We start from the raw sequence: 18,960 nt of genomic DNA on the forward strand, positions 1-18,960 counted from the left end.
AGTGATAGATATGACTAAAGCAACATTAAAATTAGAAACATTAACTTGTCCATCATGTTTACAAAAAATTGAAAGTGGTTTAAAACAGACTGCTGGTGTAGAAAAAGATTCTGTAAAAGTGCTGTTCAATGCAAGTAAGGTAAAAGTGGATTTTGATGAAGAACAAGTCAATTTGAATACAATTGAAAAAGCTATTGAAAACTTAGGATATTCCGTTATTAGTTCAAAAGTAAAGGAAGGCGTATAAAATGACAACAGTAAATGAAAGACAAGAAAAATTAGCTGCTGAACAAGCCTATAAAGAACACATTCATCATACTAAGATTAATGCAGCAGCTGTTACAGATCATGTACTGGCTAATATTCATACCTTGCATGTAAAATTACACCAATATCATTGGTATGTAAAAGGCACAAATTTTTATTCATTGCATGAGGTATTTGAAAAACTATATAATGAAAATGAAACATGGTTTGATAAAATTGCAGAACGTTTACTAGCTTCAGGATTTAAGCCAAGCATCAACAACTACCGAATTCCAAAAATTTACAACGATTTCTGAAAATCTGTCTGAAAAATATTATTCTGCTGAAGAAATGGTCTTACAGTTAGTAGAGGATTTTAGATCTAACCGTGAATTTACCATTCGTGCAATGCGTTTAGCCCAAGAAGAAGCAGATGATGCGTTAGAGGATTTACTAATTAGTTATAAAGATTATTTAGATGTAAATATTTGGCAACTTCAAGCCTTTGTTAACAAGGATGCGCTAGAAGACGATGACTATATAGATAATGATTAATTAGGAGGAAAGTTGTATGGCACACCATCATCACCATAGTCATGTAGATTGTATACGTTTAGTTCCGATTTTTAACCACCTAAATGAAGAACAAATGAGTTTAATTGCACAATCAGCGCATGAAGTACATTATGAAAAGAATGCGTTGTTATTTGGAAGTGGTGATAAAGATGACACACTATATATCGTAAATAATGGGCGTGTACGTATTTATAACTTAAATGAATCCGGTCGTGAACAAACTGTACGCATACTAAATCCTGGTGATTTTATGGGAGAAGTGGCTATTTTTCAAACTGAAAGTTACCATTCTAATTATGCTGAAGCAATATCAGAAGTAAGTATATGTAGAATTCATAAAAAGGATATGAATGACTATTTAGATGCTTACCCAGAAATTATGAGAAGAATCCTATCAGACGTTACGAAACGTTTACAGGTATCAGAAAAGCAAACGATGCAGGTTGGTATGGAGCAAGTAGAGTCTCGTATTATTGATTTTCTATCAGAATACGTTGAGAATGAAGAAAATCATACTTATGTGACCTTACCAATGTCAAAGAAGGATCTAGCTTCTTATTTGGGTACAACTCCTGAAACAATAAGTCGAAAGTTTTCAGCATTGGAAGAAAAAGGTTTAATTAAACAACATACGCATAAATATATTGAGATATTTGATTTAGATGAATTATTATTTTCATCAAGTTAAAGTGCCGAAAAAACCGTAAGAGGATAATACTCTCACGGTTTTTTGGGTATACAAAAAGGCCATGAAATCCTAAAATAAAGTAAATTACCACAATATACTTGAAAGCAGGAAACATTATAGAGGATCGAAAACAGCAGTCGTTAATTCGGTATTTCCATCGCTATTCTAAAGAAGCACGAGCCGCAGTAAAGACGATTTCAATGAACTTATATTCTCCATATATAAGTGTTGTTAAGGCTTTTTTCCCTAATGCAAAAATTGTTATTGATCGTTTTCATATCGTACAATTACTAAATAATACAATTAACTCAATGTGGATTGCAGTCATGAATGAAATCAAAAAAAGTCGCCCTACAGATTATCGAAAACTAAAAAATCAATAGAGATTGATATTAAAAAATGCTGATTATCTCGATTTTTCAAACTATTATTATCATCGCCTATACCATGAAAAGATGACTGAGCAACGTATGGTAGATTATTTATTAAGTCTTTCTCCGAAATTACAACAAGCTTACCAAGTGATGAATGACCTTAAATTTGCGACAGAAACTAGAGACTACAGTTACCTATTAGCCACTTTACAAGATTTAAAGAAAGTCAGATTAAATAAAAAGGTAAGAAAAACGATTAATACACTGGAAAGATTCTTACCATATGTCGAAAATGCTTTAATTTATCGTGTTTCTAACGGTCCTACCGAAGGTATGAATAACAAGATTAAGTTAATCAAACGTACAGGATATGGCTACGCAAGCTTTAGAAATTTCAGAGCCAGAATTCTATTACAATTTAAACTGATCTTTAAACCATCTAATCCACTACACTGCGACTTTCCAACCAGTTGCGGCTTAAATATTAGACGATGACACTTGTTAGCTTTCATTATTAATTATCCAACTCTTGATCCGACTTTCTCGCCTAAGGGCGAGAAAAGGGTCATGCTTATCTTGAAAATAAACATGGCCTTTCAGTTATTAAAAATTTCATTTAAATCTTAACTGTGATTATTTACTTTTGGTCCCCAACACTATTTGACACAGAACCTTTCTAATTAATTATCATTTACGGTTTTAATTTCAACAATATCAGATAAAATTTGTATTCTATCTTCTTGCGTTAATACATTCATTATCTATCCCACCTTTAATAAAATTCCCCTATAACGGCCTTATAAAAATATTATTATATTAAAAAATAAAATAATATTTTATTACTATTTTATATACTTATAAACCTTTAAATTTTACAATGTAAAATTTAAGTTTGGTCAGCTTGTCGGTGAATATTCCCAATTCCTTTAGGATTTTTCTAAAGAAAAAATAGAGACTTAATAAAATTTGGATCAATTATAAGAGAACATAGAATGAATTTATCTTTAAAAAAAGATACAAGGAGTTATTTCTTAGATGATCGAGTAAGACAAGGATTAATAGAATATGAAGATCTATCTGTAAAGACTTTAACTAATATTGAAAATGGATATAATTTACCTAGTTTATCAACTTTGAAAATATTATCAACTGCTCTAGAAATTGACTTCTTTCAAATATTAGCAGAGGTGTATGACTATATTCCAAGGCAATGAAATGTGATTATACTCAATTATATTTCATTGCCTTTCTATTTTTTTGATTTCATTTGTTTTTGAATGAAGGGATCATAAAGATAAAAGCTATTAATGGACTCTACTTTATCGTATAGAAAATAAATATATTAACTTCGAGAAGTTTATCTATTTAAGGTACACCCTAATCATACAAATGAAGTTGTTGAATTTATAGCAACTTGTCAATTTACTTGCTATATGAGAATTTTTTAACTTTATAAATAAGAAAGAGAAGTACAAATATTAGTTGTACTTCTCTTTCTTATTTATAAAACAATTTGAATAATCGCAATAATAATTAAAATACTGATGATCCACTTTTGTACAAAACTAGGGACTTTTTTACCTAATTTTAAACCTAACGGAGCGAAAATAATACTCCCTATTATTAAAAATAACGCATCTTCTAAAGGAATGTAACCTTGTATAAGTTTAATGATAAAGGCGCCAATTGAAGATATAAAAGCAATTACTATACTATTAGCAACCACCGTATTCATTGGTAATTTGAATAAAACTAATAATATAGGAATAATAATAAAGGCGCCGCCTGCTCCAACTATACCCGAAATGATGCCAACGAAAAGACCCACAATAACCAGTAAAGGCTTATTAAAGGAAGATTGGTCTGAACTAGGTTTTACGTTAATAAACATTAATATTAATGCAAGTAAAGCAATGATAATATACACCATATTTACAAATGTAGCATCAAATAAATTTGCTAGCAAAGCCCCTAACATGCTCCCTATAATCATACCTCCTCCCATATAAAGGACCAACTGGGGTGAGAATTCTGGTTTTTTTCTTGCTTTCAAAGAGCCACTTAAGGTACTGAAAAAGACTTGGCTAGAAGTAAGTCCTGATGCGATATACGCGCTATATGCAGGAGCCCCAAATAGTGGCGGTAACAATAAAATGGCTGGGTAAATAATAATAGCGCCACCTATACCTACTAGACCAGATATAAATCCTCCGAACACTCCGATGAGCAACATAATGATAATATTTATAATATCCATTATTTACTTTTCACTAATAAGTTAACAGCTTCATTAATGATTTCTTGTGAATCTTCATTGTTGTCATCAGCTGAATTGACGCATTCAATTAAATTTTCGCTAATAATAATCCCCATTAATCTTTGTAATGAACTTTTTGAAGCACTAAGTTGCGTAATCACATCTTTACAATGCTTTTCTTCTTCCATCATTTTTACAACGCCATTTAATTGCCCTTGTACTCTATTAATACGATTGATCATGTTTTTATCATAATTCATAGTAATTTCCTCCACTTTTAATTGAATACAGTCATAATAATAAATTAAAACAAGTTTGTCAAATACGTGCGGGGGTATTTGACAAAAAGAGTTATATCTTTTAACATACCCTTATAGGTATTTAACAGGAGGTTATTATGAAACAATATAATGAAAAACATATTAATGATTTAAGTAAATCAGAATTAGAAAAATTAACTTCTCAAGGTCAATTGATTGATGTAAGAACACAAGAAGAATATGAATTGGGGCACATCAATGGTTCCACACTGCATCCTGTAGATGAGATTGAGTCGTTCAATAAAGACAAAAATAAAACCTATTATGTACACTGTAAAAGTGGTAACAGAAGTGCTAAAGCTAGTAAATATTTAGCTGAACAAGGTTATGACGTTGTAAATTTAGACGGCGGCTATAAAGCTTATGAAGAAAAAAACGTCAGCGATGATACAAAAGAAGAAAACACAAATGTAGAAATTAAAGCAGAGCGTAAACAATTAAACTATAGTGGTCTTCAATGTCCAGGCCCTATTGTAAATATCAGTAAAGAAGTAAAAAATATTCAAGAAGGTGACCAAATTGAGGTTACAGTCACAGATCCAGGATTCGCAAGTGATATTAAAAGCTGGGCGAAACAAACGGGACACACATTAGTAAAACTTGATGGGGGTGACAATGAAATTAAAGCGATTATTCAAAAAGAACAACCCAAAGATTTAGAAGTGAGTCATACGTCTAAAGGCACTACAATTGTACTATTTAGTGGAGAATTAGATAAAGCAGTGGCGGCAATGATTATTGCGAATGGTGCTAAAGCTGCAGGAAGAGATGTAACCATCTTTTTCACTTTCTGGGGACTTAACGCGTTGAAAAAAGCGCAAACAGCTAACGTTAAAAAGAAAGGTATCGCAAAAATGTTTGATTTTATGTTGCCAAAAACACCCTTGAAAATGCCACTCTCTAAAATGAATATGTTCGGTTTAGGTAATATCATGATGCGCTACGTAATGAAAAAGAAAAATGTTGATTCATTACCATCACTTATCGACCAAGCAATCGACCAAGATATCAAATTAATCGCATGTACGATGAGCATGGATGTCATGGGCATTAAGAAAGAAGAATTAAGAGACGAAGTTGAGTACGGCGGTGTAGGCACTTATATAGGTGATACTGAAAACGCGAGTCATAATTTATTTATTTAATTAAATCTATTAAAATAAGGAGTTCTTTATATGTTTTTTAAACAATTTTACGATAACAATTTATCTCAAGCATCTTATTTAGTTGGCTGTCAACGCACAGGAGAGGCAATAATAATTGACCCTGTACGTGACTTAACAAAATATATGGAAGTTGCAGATAGCGAAGGTTTTACAATTACACAAGCTGCAGAAACCCATATCCACGCTGATTTTGCTTCAGGCATTAGAGATGTGGCAGAACAATTAAATGCAAACGTATATGTATCTGGCGAAGGTGACGATGAATTAAGTTATCGTAATATGCCAGAACAAACACATTTTGTTAAACATCAAGATATTATTCATGTAGGTAACATTAAATTAGAAGTATTGCATACACCTGGTCATACCCCAGAGAGTATTAGTTTCTTACTCACGGATGAAGGTGGCGGCTCAAGTGTTCCAATGGGTTTATTTAGTGGTGACTTTATTTTTGTTGGTGATATCGGTAGACCCGATTTACTAGAAAAATCAGTTCAAGTCGAAGGTTCTACAGAAGTTAGTGCGAAACAAATGTATCAATCTATAGAAAGTGTTAAAGATTTACCAGATTATATTCAAATTTGGCCAGGCCACGGTGCTGGAAGTCCTTGTGGTAAAGCATTAGGCGCCGTACCAATGTCTACGCTAGGTTATGAAAAAATAAATAATTGGGCATTTAGTGAAACTGATGAAATTAAATTCATTGAAACATTAACATCAAATCAACCAGCGCCACCACATCATTTTACACAAATGAAAAAAATTAACCAATTTGGTATGGAATTATATCAACCATACAATGTTTATCCTAGTTTAAGCAATGAAAGAATAGCATTTGATCTTCGTAGCAAAGAAGCCTTTCATGGTGGTCATACTAAAGGGACAATCAATATTCCTTACAACAAAAACTTTATTAACCAAATCGGTTGGTATTTAGACTATGAAAATAGTATAGATTTAATTGGTGATAAATCTACCGTTGAACAAGCAACGCATACTTTACAATTAATTGGATTTGATAATGTAGCAGGTTATCGTTTACCAAAATCAGAAATTTTAACCCAATCCATCCATAGCGTTGATATGACTGGTAAAGAAGAATATATACTTGACGTACGTAATGAAGAAGAGTGGAATAATGGGCACTTAGATCAAGCAGTCAATATTCCGCATGGTAAATTATTAAATGAAAATATTCCATTTAATAAAGAGGATAAAATATACGTACATTGTCAGTCAGGTGTTAGAAGTTCAATCGCCGTGGGTATCTTAGAAAACAAAGGATTTGAAAATGTCGTAAATATTAGAGAAGGCTATCAAGATTTTCCAGAATCATTAAAATAATTTAAGAGTGTACAGAAAATAACTGTTTTCTGTACACTCTTTCTTCATAATCCAAAATCTATGAATATCAGTATATAATATGTTCAAAAACTCAACATAAAATCAATGTTCATAAAATGATTTAGATACACCTATAAGAGCCTTAAGTAATATATTTTTTCATAGAGTTTAATCTTTAAGCATCCTATATACTGTAGAACGACTTACACCTGTTTGTTTAGCAATATCTTCGCCAGTAAGTTTTTGCTCATCATATAAGAATTTAATCTCTCTTTTTTTATGATCTGGTAATGATGGTCTTCCACCTTTTCTCCCTCTAGCTCTTGTCGCTTCTAATCCTTTTTTCGTACGTTCGCTTAATAAGTTAGCTTCAAGTTCAGCAAATGCACTCATCATAGTAAAGAACATCTTGCCCATCGCATCTTTGGTTGATACGTTCATATCTATAATATGTAAATCAATACTATTATCATCTAACCATTGAGATAACTCAATTAATTGCTTGGTTGTTCGGCCAAGACGATCTAGTTTATAGATAACTAAAATATCGCCTTCACGTAAATAATCTAAGCATTTATCAAGTTCCGTTCGTTTCGTTTTGCGACCACTCGCTTTCTCGCTAAAGATACGTTCACAACCATATTCCTCAAGTGTATCAATCTGTCCATCAAGACTTTGATCTTGTGTTGATACACGTGCATAACCAATTTTAGCCATTTGAATACCACCTCTTTTAATCGTTTTATGAGTACTTACTAATGAAATCTAGTTCTCGATGCAAATAAACGCGTCTCTCATCGTCTAAAAACTCATGATTTTTGATATTTATGATACATTGATTATAACACAAGTTTATAGACTTAAATATCCAAGAAAAACCTCTTAATATTAAGTTAAGAGGTTTTGTGTCAAAAACGAACATTTTTAGTACTCTAATCATACATACAGAAATACTGTTTTGCTAGCATCGATAATGGTTCGATTAGGGTAGGCTCTAAATACACAAAAACACAATTTTAATTTAATGCATTTGATATGTTTGTGACTTTACTTGCTATATGAGAATAACGTTATCTAATAAATGAGAAAAACAAATAAAACAGTTTGAGTTACTAGATATATAAAATTGATGGCTATCAAAAGATATACTAAAAGGCACTTCTTTTGAAAAGAAGTGCCTTTAGTGTTTCAAAATCAAATTTCGTTTTAATAACAATTATTTTATGAAACATCGCAAGATGATCCCATTTATATTAAAGGTATTATATAGCTTTATGTCAGTTACTACTTTATTTTGTAGTACTTTGACTTAATAAATTTCTAAAATAGTATTTTCTCAATAATTATATGAACTACTTTTCATTTTTTCTATGGTTTAATACATTTACCACATCTTTAATATAAGCACCTTTTAGATTATAACTGAATTTATAAATAATATAACTTGCAATAACGCTTATAATCGGTAATGCAATCATCACAAAACGCAATCCATTCTTAGTGTAATCACTTTGTATCTGGCCAGGTTGATAGCCAAAAATTTCTAACCCCCAACCTGTCAATAAAGCGGCAACTGCCATAGCTGTTTTCATTAAAAAGGTTTGTGTAGATGTAATCACACTTTCGTTTCTTTGGCCAAATTTCATTTCACTATAATCTATAACATCTGCTATAGACACAGTTATAACCCCCATGATAAATCCTGTACCTATTTTAACAAAAGCAGTCCCGATAATTACAGGGATTGCGGCAGTAGGAGCTACATAGCTCGCAAATAAAAGTATGATTAATCCTACTGATAATGATATAGTCGCGATTGGGAAAACGTGTTCTCTCGTTAGCCATTTTGAAACTTTAGGGAATAGTAATAATGCGATAATTTCCATGAAACCCATTCCGTTATAAAGAGCAAATAAAGCTTTAGATTCAGCAACATAACTAAAATAATATATAGCTACATTACCTAAAATTTGAATACTCAAGAAAAATGTAACTAGAACACCGATGTATGCCAGTAACTCTTTGTTTGTAAATAAAATTCTCCAAATATCTTTAAAACGTAATGTAATACCTGTTTCTATGTTAGTAGGAGCTTCATATACATTTCTTACAGTAATAGATATTGCAATTATAAATATGACTGCAATAATAACTGTCATTATGAAGAAACCAGCCGATTGATCCCCATTGCCAAACATATTGTCGAAATATAAGACGGCAGTTAATCCAAGGGTTCCAACAAGTAGGTTAGCGAAACTTGCAAATACTCTAGGGATAATAGAAACTTCTTCTCGTTCGATAGGATCATTTGTTAAGTTCGGTAACCATGACCAATAAGGCACATCCATCATTGTATATGTCATCCCCCATAAGATATATAAGACTGACACAAATACATACAAGCTCGTTCCGGTTAAACCAAAATTTGTGAATATGATAATAGTTATAATAGCGTTTAATAATGTTCCAATAACTAACCAAGGCCTGAACTTTCCCCATTTAGTTTTGGTTTTATCTACAATCATCCCCATCACAGGATCATTTACAGCATCCCATATACGGGCAGCGAAAAATAATGTACCTACAAAACTAGGCGCAATGCCTAATACGTCCGTGAAATAAAACATTAAAAATGTACCTGTTAGCCCAACAACTAAATCTTTACCGAACGCACCAATACCGAAAGAGTATTTTGCTTTACGGGTTACCTGTCTTTTCAAAAAAAGTCCCCCTTAATTTACCACAATATTTAAAGCGCTTACAAAATAGTGTGATAAATTTTTTTGTTAATTATTTTGACTTATACTTTATTCATAGGTAGGTAACCAATCTCCATGTGCTTCAATTAAATCATCACATAATGAGATTATATCTTCTATAGATAATTCGGAAGCCGTATGTGGATCTAACATTGTCGCTTGATAAATTTTATCTTTCTTTTGAGTCAATGCGGCTTCAATAGTTAATAATTGGGTGTTAATATTTGTACGATTAAGCGCGACAAGTTGCTCTGGTAGTTCACCAATGTAAGTTGGGGCAATACCACTAGCATCAACCAAACAAGGAACTTCTACCACTGAATTTTCTGGTAAATTACTAATTAATCTTCCCGTGTTCAAAACATTCCCACCAATTTTATACGGTTTATTTGTTTCCATAGCTTCGATGATATATGAACCATATTCGTGGGAACGCTCATGTGTTAAATTCTGATCGTTTACAATATCATCACGCATGTCTTGCCACTCTTCTATTTGATTTACACAACGTCTTGGATATTCATCTAGGGGAATATTATACTTTTCAATTAATTCAGGGTACTGGCTTTTAATGAAATATGGATGATACTCAGCATTATGTTCTGATGACTCTGTGACGTAATAACCAAATTTATTAAGTAATTCAAAGCGTACCATATCATTGTGTGTTGCTTTTTGCTTTTCTTTTGCACGAGCTTTAATTTCTGGATATAAATCTTTTCCATCACGAGTAATTTCTAGTAACCATGCCATATGATTGATACCAGCAATTTTTGATTGTATACGATCTGTCGGAAGTTCCAATGACTCTAACAGATCACTCGCACAAACTTGAACACTATGACAAAGGCCGACGGTTTTTATACCTTCTTTTAACATGATATTTGTTAATACAGCCATAGGATTTGTATAATTTAAAAACCAAGCATCTGGGCAAACTTCTTTCATATCTTTTGCGAAAGCTTGCATCACAGGTATTGTTCTCAAATTACGGAAAATACCACCAATCCCGAGCGTGTCTGCAATCGTTTGACGTAAGCCATAATTTTTCGGAATTTCGAAGTCAGTAATTGTTGCTGGATCATAACCTCCAACTTGTATAGCATTTATGACATATTTTGCTCCTCTTAATGCTTCTTTACGATTGCGATATGAACGTACTTTAACGGTAGCATTCATACCTTTTTTTAGATTGTTTAACATCATTTCAGAATCTTTCAAACGTTCTTCATCTATATCAAATAATGCAAATTCAAAATCTTGTAAAGCATCTACTGTCATACAATCACCTAAAACATTCTTAGCAAAAACAGTGCTGCCAACACCTAAAAATGTGATTTTGTTCATCATATATACTCCTCCTAAATAGATAGTTTTTAGAGATTTATAAAACCATTAAACTGGCTATAGCTTATATTTAGATTAGTTATAATTCTCTAAACATTCAATCGTAAATATTTCTGAAAAGAGTAATATATTGCTATTTTAGTCAGTAAATATTTTATTAACTGGCATCATTGTTGTATCTTTTCTATATCTATTAGGTGATACACCAATAATTTTTTTGAATACTTTACTAAAATAATTACTAGATTGAAAACCGACTTCTTGAGCAATCCATTCAACACTTTTAGTATTTTTACATAGAAAAGGAAGTGAATTATTAATTCTTATATTAGTTAAATAACTGATTGGCGTTTCTTTAACGTATTTTCTAAATTGCCTAGTGAAATGGTATTTAGATAAATTAGAAACCTCAACGATATCATCCAAAGTAATATCCTCTTTATATTTTCCTTCAATAAATTGAATTGCTTTAACAATAGGAAGTGGGTAATTGTTAGATTGTTGATAACCATGTTCAAAGTGTTCCAAACATTTCATGATAAAAGTATAGGCATAAGCAGAAGCGCTATACCCATGGTTAATACCAAGTGTTTCTATTTTTTCAAGTGTTTCTAATATGTATTGAATAGGTTCTGCATGTAAAGCAATTTTGAAAATGTGACCATGTGCATCTGTAATTTGATGAAATAATTGATTAGCAACATCACCATATATAGTAAAATATAGAAACTCCCATTCAGTTGAATCCTGAGGTAAATAATATTTATGATGACTTGGGACGTGTACAAAGAAAGCATCACCAGATTCTAAATAAGTGATTTGATTTTCAACTCTAATAGCGCCACGTCCTTTCAATGTATATTGGAAAATAAAAATATCTTTTTCTCCTCTATTTAGACCGTTCCACTGATAATCGTGGGTCTGTTGAAGTTCATAGCCAATGGCATTTAGTCCTACAATACTATTTTGATACTCACCTTTAAACATAAAGCCATAAGAATTATAGTCAAATGTTTTTTCCATAAATATTCCTCCATTTTTTAAAATATTTTCCTATAAATAAGTTAATAAACATTATAAATAGGGTCCAATGATTAACATAACCGATGATTACCAAAAGACATATTAAAAGAGACTTCTTTTTCAATAAGGAGCCTCTTAATCGTTTCAAAATCAAATTTTGTATCAATTACGAACATTAAAAAAGCAAGTGAAATTTATATGAATTTCACTTGCTTTTTATTTTCTAATTCAATTTAGGATAGAACTAGAAAGTTATTATTAATGAAACACTACTCTAACACAAAGAAATAAAATATCAAATTAATCTTTCTCTGCCTTTTCTGCTTTCCTTGCTTCTTCGCGTTGACTTTGAACGTATTCTTCCATTCTATGTTTATTAGGCGTAAGAGATAATCCTAATAGTTTCCGCTCTTTATTAGCATCTTTGTAAAAGCTTATCATCATAAAGATAATAATTACTGAGAATGGTAACGCAGTCATAATCGCCATGTTCTGAAGTGCATTCAAACCATTGTCCCCACCAGAGAAAAGCAAAACAAATGCTATTAAAGCTTGTGCAATACCCCAAATAACTTTAACCACTGCGGATGGATTTAAAGAACCATACGTTGTTTGCATTCCTAAAACAAATGTAGCTGAGTCTGCAGATGTAATAAAGAAGGTCGCAATTAGGAAAAGTGTAATAATAGACATTACAGTTCCTAAAGGCATTTCATTAAATACACCAAACAAAGCTGTTTCTGGTGGCATATTGAAGATTTGAGGATGATCTTTAGCAGTTTCGATACCTAATACACCAAAAGCCGCAAACCATACCAAACTTACTAAAACTGGAACAAGCATTACGCCTGAAACAAATTCTCTAATTGAGCGTCCTTTTGAAACGCGAGCAATAAATATACCAACAAAAGGACTCCAACTAATCCACCATGCTAATTGGAAAAATGTCCATGACGTCATCCATTCATTCTTTTGTGGATTTAACGGTGCAGTATCAAACATATTAAACAATAATGTGTTTAAGTATTCGCCAGTAGAACTTGTAAGCATGTTTAAAATTAAAAGCGTAGGTCCTACAATTAAGACAAATAGTAAAATGAGCCCCGCTAGTCCCATATTAGCATTACTTAAATATTGGATACCTCTACTTAAGCCTGACCAAGCACTAGCAAGAAATAGGATAGTTACAATAATAATAATAATACCTTGTGTGAGAATATTATTTGGGATATCAAATAAATAATTTAATCCACCGACTATTTGCATTGCTCCTAAACCTAAAGAAACAGCTACGCCGCCTACAGTAGCAAAAACCGATATTACATCGATAACTGTACCTAATGATCCATCTACTTTATTACCAAATATTGGACGTAAAGTTCTTGAGATAAGCGCTGGTTCGCCTTTTCTAAACTGAAAATATGCCAAACCCAATGCAACTACAGCATAAACCGCCCATGCATGGAATCCCCATTGCATGAAAGCACCTCTTAAAGCTTCAGTAAAAGCGTGTGCTGTCTTAGGATCTCCTGTTGGAGGTGAAGCAAAATGACTAATTGGTTCAGCGACTCCCCAGAAAACTAAACCAATTCCCATGCCCGCACTAAATAACATTGCAAACCATGACACAGTATTAAATTCAGGTTTATCATCAGGTTTTCCTAATTTCAATTTCCCAATAGGACTAAACATTAAGAAAACACAGAAAAATATCATCATGGCAACAATTACCATGTAATACCAACCGAAATACTTTGTAATCCATCCCGTGATATTTGTACCAATCGTATTGAATTGATTAGGAAATAGTGCTCCTAATAAAACTACAATCGCTATAAGAATAATACTATAAGTGAAAACAGAAGAAAGTTTATTTCCACTAAATTTTTGTTCTTTAGATTCCAAATTAAAACCTCCCTATGTATTTTCAAACATTTAAACAGAATAACAAAGCTTATTACATAATACAACTTGATATAGCTATCATAAGGCCTTTTTTGCCTGAAAAATTAGGTGTTTTATTAATATTTTAAAATCAATAAAAAGTTAATATTGCAAATATTTGATTTAAATATAAAAAATATAGTTAAGTATTTTACACTCCAAGATCTAATTATATAATTTTATTATTCAGATAATCTATGGTTATCAAAAGGCATGTAAAAAGAGACACCTTATTGAAAAAAGGAGTCTCTTAATCGTTTCATAATCAAATTTCGTCTCAATAAAGAACGTTTTTAACTTTAAAGACTTTATCTATTTTTTATTCGTCTGTATAATAACAGATAAAATTATGGTTAAAATAAATATCAGTATAGTTGTAAAAATAATAATTTTATTATTAGGATTTTTATCTTCTTGCTCATCATATTCTTCTAATTCTTTAATTCTTTGCTCGTCTATTTCAACTTCTTCTCTTGAGCCTAGCTCATTATCTAAGATATAGGGTTGTTGGTCTTTTACTTTCATAAATTTTTTCTCCTTATTATTAGAATAGCAAAGACACCTAAATCTTTAGGTGTCTCAGTTTTTTAAATTTCATTTTTATTACATTCGGCTAAGCAGTTCTTTTTTTATAATAATCAAAGCATGGTTACCTTTTGAGTTGATGTTTTCCTGAGCATTTAGTATTAATAGATCAATTAAATCGTCGTTATCTTTTTGACTTATTTCGTCTTTGAATTGATCAATATTTTCTATTAAAATTTTTTGATTGGGTTGTTGCTTGTCTATAGTGTAATACTGGTCAGCGCCCAAACCACCCTCTTCAATCATTTTCGATATTTCATTAGATCGTGTTTCATTTGTTTTGCTTATTTCTATTTCTTTTTTATCAGAGTTAACCATTACTATCCCCCCTATATGCCCATCATACACAGTGTAATAATACATATTTAAAATAACAATAACTCTGCTCACTAACAATTTACTGAGGGTTTAATAAATGACATTATTGGTATCGCTTACATAGATGGTTATTATTAGAATTCATATCAAAGAGGCACCATTGGTTGACCAAGGTGCCTCTTAATCGTTTCAAAAACAAATTTCATCTTAATAAGGATTGTTTATGAAAGTCTGACGAACATCAAATTTTTTAATTTTAATGAATTTTTATAAAAACTCATTAAATGTTTCTATAATTAGATATATATTCAATATACTTAATATGATTGTTAAAATCCAAGCAATAATATTAACCCATGTTTTATTTGTAAATTCTTTTCCCATTATTTTAGGGTTATTGGTTGCTAACGTTAAAGGAATAATACTAAAGGGTAATGCAATACTTAAAAACACTTGTGTGAAAATTAATAGATCCTCAATTTTAGAAGTACTTGAACCATATAACCATAAACAGATGAATACAGGAACCACAGCGATTAGTCTAGTGACTAATCTTCTTGCCCATTGAGGAATTCTTATATTTAAAAACCCTTCCATGACAATTTGTCCTGATAATGTGCCCGTAATGGTTGAATTTTGCCCTGAAGCTAGCAAAGCTATGGCAAATAATGTACTCATAACAGCACCACCTATAGCTCCTGCAAAATCCGATTCTCGTAAAGCATTATATAAATCATAAAATCGTCCTAAGTCTTCACCATTACCAAAGAATAGAGCGGCACCTAATATTAAAATCAAACAATTAATAATAAACGCAATTGAAAGTTGTATATGTGAATCAATAATAGCGTATTTAATAGCCTCTTTTTTCTTAGCTTTACTTTCACGTATGTAGTTACGTGATTGAACAATTGAAGAATGCAAATACAAATTATGAGGCATGATTGTCGCACCAATGATACCTAAAGCTATGTATAACACACCATTGTTAGTAGCTATTTCTGTACTTGGAATAAAGCCACCTAAAACAGCACTCCATTCTGGAGAAGCAAAGTAAACTTCAAATACAAAGATAAAAAGAACTGTAAAAATTAATACACCTACGATAGCTTCAATCTTTCTAAAGCCAAATTTAATAATTACTAGTAAAAGTAAAACATCTAATACAGTAATAGTTACTCCCACTACTAAAGGTATATCAAAAAGTAGATTTAATGCTATCGCACTACCAATGACCTCTGCAATATCTGTAGCCATAATTGCTAACTCTGTAACAATCCAAGTCGCTATCGACAACGGCTTATTACTTATGTGTTTAGTTACTTGAGCTAAGTCCATACCACTCGCAATACCTAAACGAGCGCACATACTTTGAAGTAACATGGCTGATAAGCTCGATAATAATATTATAAATAATAATGTATATCCAAATTGTGCTCCTCCTGCCATTGAAGTAATCCAATTACCTGGATCCATATAGCCTACGGCAACAAGAAGGCCAGGGCCTAGATACATTATTAGTTTCTTGATACCATTTGCTTCGCTATCAAAAGAAACTTTTCCATTTATTTCTTCTAAACTTTTCTTCACTTTAAAAATCTCCTCATTGAACATTAAATTTATCAATGAATATTATAGCATAAATTAGGTCAACCTAAAAATTATTTTTCTTATACTTAAACTTTTAGTTGTTTAATTTCTGATGATTTTAATTAATCTTTGCCTATTATTTTTAAACGACCTTTTATATTAGACTTCTTATTACCTTTCAGAAAATAAGTTGCTATTGAACCCGTTATCATTCCAACTAAACCAATACCAAAAAACATCAGATAAACACTTGCTTGATATCGCGGTCTAAGGTTTATGATTGAAATATATTCAAAGGAGGTTATATAATATGGGTAAATTTAATAGTTTAGAAGACAAAGTTGTAGTTATTGCTGGTGGTGCTAAGAACCTTGGCGGCTTATTAAGTACTACTTACGCTAAAGATGGGGCTAAATTAGTAATCCATTATCATGATGAAAAGTCTTTAGATGATGCTAAAGCTACACTTTCAAAAGTTGAAGAGTTAGGTGGAGAAGGTACATTATTTTCTGGTGATTTAACTAAGGTTAGTAATGTCCAAGCTTTATTTCAACATGCTGAAGAGACGTTTGGAAAAGTTGATATTGCAATAAATACAGTAGGAAAAGTACTTAAAAAACCTATTTCAGAAACGACTGAAGAAGAGTTTGATAGTATGGCAGACATCAATGCAAAGTCAGCTTATTTCTTTATTAAATATGCTGAAAAGGCTATGAATGATAATGGCAAAATCATCACTCTAGCCACTGCATTGCTTGCCGCTTATACAGGATTTTATTCAACTTACGCTGGAGGAAAAGCTCCCGTCGAGCATTATACACGCGCAAGCATCATCAGAGTTTATGGATAGAGGGATTTCAGTTAATGCAGTGGCTCCTGGACCAATGGATACACCTTTCTTTTATCCTCAAGAAGGCGAAGATGCTGTGGCATTCCATAAATCCCAAGCACTTCATAATCAACTTACAAATATAGAAGACATCGCGCCGATTATTACTTTCTTAACTTTAGATGGTTGGTGGATAAATGGACAAACATTATTTGCAAATGGCGGTTATACGACACGCTAGTTAACTTTAAAGAATAAGGAGGTCATTTTGATATGTATTACTTTTTAGCAATATTTAAAGAAAATGAAACAGATATTAAGATTATTACGGAAGAAAAGGTCATAGATGATAAGAACGTATCTTTGCCAAGTAATAATTACGTTAAATCTTTAGCTGAAGAAATAATTGAGCTATCTCATCAAAATAATTTATTCCATAATGACATTAAACGAATTGGTTTAAAAATAGATGATCCTGAACTTATTGGTTATAACACTGTGGAGTCATTAAAGAGTGATATGGTATCAACATTTGGGTTTGAAGCTATTATCCATAATGACTATGAAGATTTACTAGTTCAACTTATTAAATAGACCAAAAAGGTGACTTTATAAAGTCACCTTTTTTAGGAGGTAAATTATGCAAGTAAAGCAAGTAGCCGATAATTTAGGCATCAGTGAACATACTATTCGATACTATGACAAAGCGGGGCTTTTTCCATTTGTTACCAGAAATAAGAATGGCTATAGAGATTTTTCAGTAGAAGACCTATATTGGATTGAATTTATAAAATGTATGCGTCAGACACATATGCCTGTATCAAAGTTAAAAGAAATTGCTGAATTGTATCATCAAGGAAGTTCTACCAAAATGAAACGAAAAGACATATTTTTAGAACATCAAAAAAATTTAATAGAACAAAAAAGACTTATAGATGAAGGTCTTAAAGTATTAGAAGAAAAATTCAAATTATTGGAAAACGAATAAGAGAATCGAGGTATACTATGAAAAAACAAGCTTTAATAATTATATCATCAGCAAATGAACTACCATTAAATAATCCCACTAAACAAAAAATAGACACAGGATTCTTTTTAGTTGAAATGGGAAAAATATTGGACACTTTTAAAGACGATTATGAATTTATTTTCGCTACGCCAAATGGCGAAAAACCGACATTAGATATTAATGGGGAATCTTTAAGTATGCAAGCTCGGAGAAAAGCTAGGCATTGCGTCTGTGAAAGATAAATTTTATAAAGATCCCACTAATTATCGTCAAAAGAATACCAAACTTGTCGACCGCAGAGAAAAGGAATTAAACACTTTATACGATTTACTTGGAAAACTGCCTGTATCGCAAAATTTGAGTAACACAGATGAAGAGACGAAAGAATTTAGAAAACAGATTGTTAGAAAAATGGATGACTTAGAAGAAAAGAAATTTTATTCTTTAAAAGAATTATTGGAAAACAATGCTGATAATAACAATGATTTTAGTTTTGAAAATTTATCATTCGTGCACCTACCTGGAGGGCATGCGCCTATGGTAGATTTCTTAGATAACCCAGAATTAGGCGAAGTGTTAAATCAA

At 31.6% G+C, this 18,960-nt stretch carries 18 protein-coding genes and 4 pseudogenes; 12 read left to right on the top strand and 10 right to left on the bottom strand.

Annotated features, from left to right (window positions below; all coding sequences use genetic code 11):
- The first annotated feature begins 10 nt into the window (after positions 1–10).
- The 5 genes and pseudogenes from ABLV90_RS00265 (at position 11) to ABLV90_RS00285 (ending at position 3,098) form a co-directional block, all read left to right on the top strand.
- Complete coding sequence (locus ABLV90_RS00265; protein WP_011867729.1) at positions 11–247, top strand: heavy-metal-associated domain-containing protein; 237 nt, start codon at positions 11–13, stop codon at positions 245–247.
- Position 248: 1 nt separating this feature from the next.
- Positions 249–801 (top strand): annotated as a pseudogene (locus ABLV90_RS00270) (Dps family protein).
- A gap of 16 nt (positions 802–817) precedes the next feature.
- Positions 818–1,510, top strand: a complete 693-nt coding sequence (locus ABLV90_RS00275) for a Crp/Fnr family transcriptional regulator (RefSeq protein ID WP_011867731.1) — start codon at positions 818–820, stop codon at positions 1,508–1,510.
- Between the two features lie 98 nt (positions 1,511–1,608).
- Positions 1,609–2,379, top strand: a pseudogene (locus ABLV90_RS00280) (ISL3 family transposase).
- Between the two features lie 497 nt (positions 2,380–2,876).
- Positions 2,877–3,098, top strand: coding sequence for a helix-turn-helix domain-containing protein (locus tag ABLV90_RS00285; RefSeq protein ID WP_015387309.1), 222 nt, complete (start codon positions 2,877–2,879; stop codon positions 3,096–3,098).
- Between the two features lie 287 nt (positions 3,099–3,385).
- Here ABLV90_RS00285 and ABLV90_RS00290 read toward each other — a convergent pair whose 3' ends face one another.
- Both ABLV90_RS00290 and cstR read right to left on the bottom strand, forming a co-directional pair.
- Entirely contained in the window at positions 3,386–4,141 is a 756-nt protein-coding gene (locus ABLV90_RS00290; protein ID WP_031863945.1) for a sulfite exporter TauE/SafE family protein, read from the bottom strand.
- On the bottom strand, positions 4,141–4,401 hold the full coding sequence (gene cstR / locus ABLV90_RS00295) for a persulfide-sensing transcriptional repressor CstR (protein ID WP_031863946.1): 261 nt from the start codon (positions 4,399–4,401) through the stop codon (positions 4,141–4,143). The genes ABLV90_RS00290 and cstR overlap by 1 nt, the downstream gene beginning before the upstream one ends.
- A gap of 137 nt (positions 4,402–4,538) precedes the next feature.
- Here cstR and cstA point away from each other — a divergent pair, with 137 nt between their 5' ends.
- A complete protein-coding gene (gene cstA / locus ABLV90_RS00300; RefSeq protein WP_012816716.1) occupies positions 4,539–5,606 on the top strand; it encodes a persulfide response sulfurtransferase CstA in 1,068 nt (355 codons plus the stop codon).
- A gap of 30 nt (positions 5,607–5,636) precedes the next feature.
- Positions 5,637–6,971: a persulfide dioxygenase-sulfurtransferase CstB gene (gene cstB, locus ABLV90_RS00305; RefSeq protein ID WP_460871918.1), complete on the top strand. Its 1,335-nt coding sequence runs from the start codon at positions 5,637–5,639 to the stop codon at positions 6,969–6,971.
- A 168-nt stretch (positions 6,972–7,139) separates the two neighbouring features.
- On the opposite strand, the gene ABLV90_RS00310 is transcribed toward cstB, so the two are convergent.
- The 8 genes from ABLV90_RS00310 to ABLV90_RS00345 form a co-directional block, all read right to left on the bottom strand.
- Positions 7,140–7,688, bottom strand: a complete 549-nt coding sequence (locus ABLV90_RS00310; protein WP_460871919.1) for a recombinase family protein — start codon at positions 7,686–7,688, stop codon at positions 7,140–7,142.
- A 635-nt stretch (positions 7,689–8,323) separates the two neighbouring features.
- Positions 8,324–9,691: a melibiose:sodium transporter MelB gene (gene melB, locus ABLV90_RS00315; protein WP_460871920.1), complete on the bottom strand. Its 1,368-nt coding sequence runs from the start codon at positions 9,689–9,691 to the stop codon at positions 8,324–8,326.
- A gap of 87 nt (positions 9,692–9,778) precedes the next feature.
- Complete coding sequence (locus ABLV90_RS00320) at positions 9,779–11,077, bottom strand: alpha-glucosidase/alpha-galactosidase (RefSeq protein WP_460871923.1); 1,299 nt, start codon at positions 11,075–11,077, stop codon at positions 9,779–9,781.
- Between the two features lie 138 nt (positions 11,078–11,215).
- Positions 11,216–12,100 carry a helix-turn-helix transcriptional regulator gene (locus tag ABLV90_RS00325; RefSeq protein ID WP_427707125.1) on the bottom strand — a complete coding sequence of 295 codons (885 nt, stop codon included), beginning with the start codon at positions 12,098–12,100 and terminating at the stop codon, positions 11,216–11,218.
- Between the two features lie 300 nt (positions 12,101–12,400).
- Positions 12,401–14,005, bottom strand: a complete 1,605-nt coding sequence (locus ABLV90_RS00330) for a BCCT family transporter (RefSeq protein ID WP_460871921.1) — start codon at positions 14,003–14,005, stop codon at positions 12,401–12,403.
- Positions 14,006–14,356: 351 nt separating this feature from the next.
- On the bottom strand, positions 14,357–14,569 hold the full coding sequence (locus ABLV90_RS00335) for a hypothetical protein (protein WP_002508713.1): 213 nt from the start codon (positions 14,567–14,569) through the stop codon (positions 14,357–14,359).
- 78 nt (positions 14,570–14,647) lie between these two features.
- Positions 14,648–14,947: a hypothetical protein gene (locus ABLV90_RS00340; protein WP_002508712.1), complete on the bottom strand. Its 300-nt coding sequence runs from the start codon at positions 14,945–14,947 to the stop codon at positions 14,648–14,650.
- Between the two features lie 267 nt (positions 14,948–15,214).
- Positions 15,215–16,561: an Nramp family divalent metal transporter gene (locus ABLV90_RS00345; RefSeq protein ID WP_460871924.1), complete on the bottom strand. Its 1,347-nt coding sequence runs from the start codon at positions 16,559–16,561 to the stop codon at positions 15,215–15,217.
- Positions 16,562–16,847: 286 nt separating this feature from the next.
- Here ABLV90_RS00345 and ABLV90_RS00350 point away from each other — a divergent pair.
- The 5 genes and pseudogenes from ABLV90_RS00350 to ABLV90_RS00370 all read left to right on the top strand — a co-directional run.
- A pseudogene (locus tag ABLV90_RS00350) lies at positions 16,848–17,607 on the top strand (SDR family oxidoreductase).
- A 32-nt stretch (positions 17,608–17,639) separates the two neighbouring features.
- Positions 17,640–17,960, top strand: coding sequence for a hypothetical protein (locus ABLV90_RS00355; protein ID WP_002508641.1), 321 nt, complete (start codon positions 17,640–17,642; stop codon positions 17,958–17,960).
- Positions 17,961–18,006: 46 nt separating this feature from the next.
- Positions 18,007–18,354 carry a MerR family transcriptional regulator gene (locus tag ABLV90_RS00360; RefSeq protein ID WP_057511680.1) on the top strand — a complete coding sequence of 116 codons (348 nt, stop codon included), beginning with the start codon at positions 18,007–18,009 and terminating at the stop codon, positions 18,352–18,354.
- Positions 18,355–18,371: 17 nt separating this feature from the next.
- Positions 18,372–18,617: a hypothetical protein gene (locus ABLV90_RS00365; RefSeq protein WP_460871922.1), complete on the top strand. Its 246-nt coding sequence runs from the start codon at positions 18,372–18,374 to the stop codon at positions 18,615–18,617.
- Positions 18,607–18,960, top strand: a pseudogene (locus ABLV90_RS00370) (hypothetical protein); the annotation flags it as partial. The gene ABLV90_RS00365 and the pseudogene ABLV90_RS00370, both read left to right, overlap by 11 nt.

This window comes from Staphylococcus sp. 2S1, from assembly GCF_046721335.1.
Classification (GTDB): Bacteria; Bacillota; Bacilli; order Staphylococcales; family Staphylococcaceae; genus Staphylococcus; species Staphylococcus equorum_A.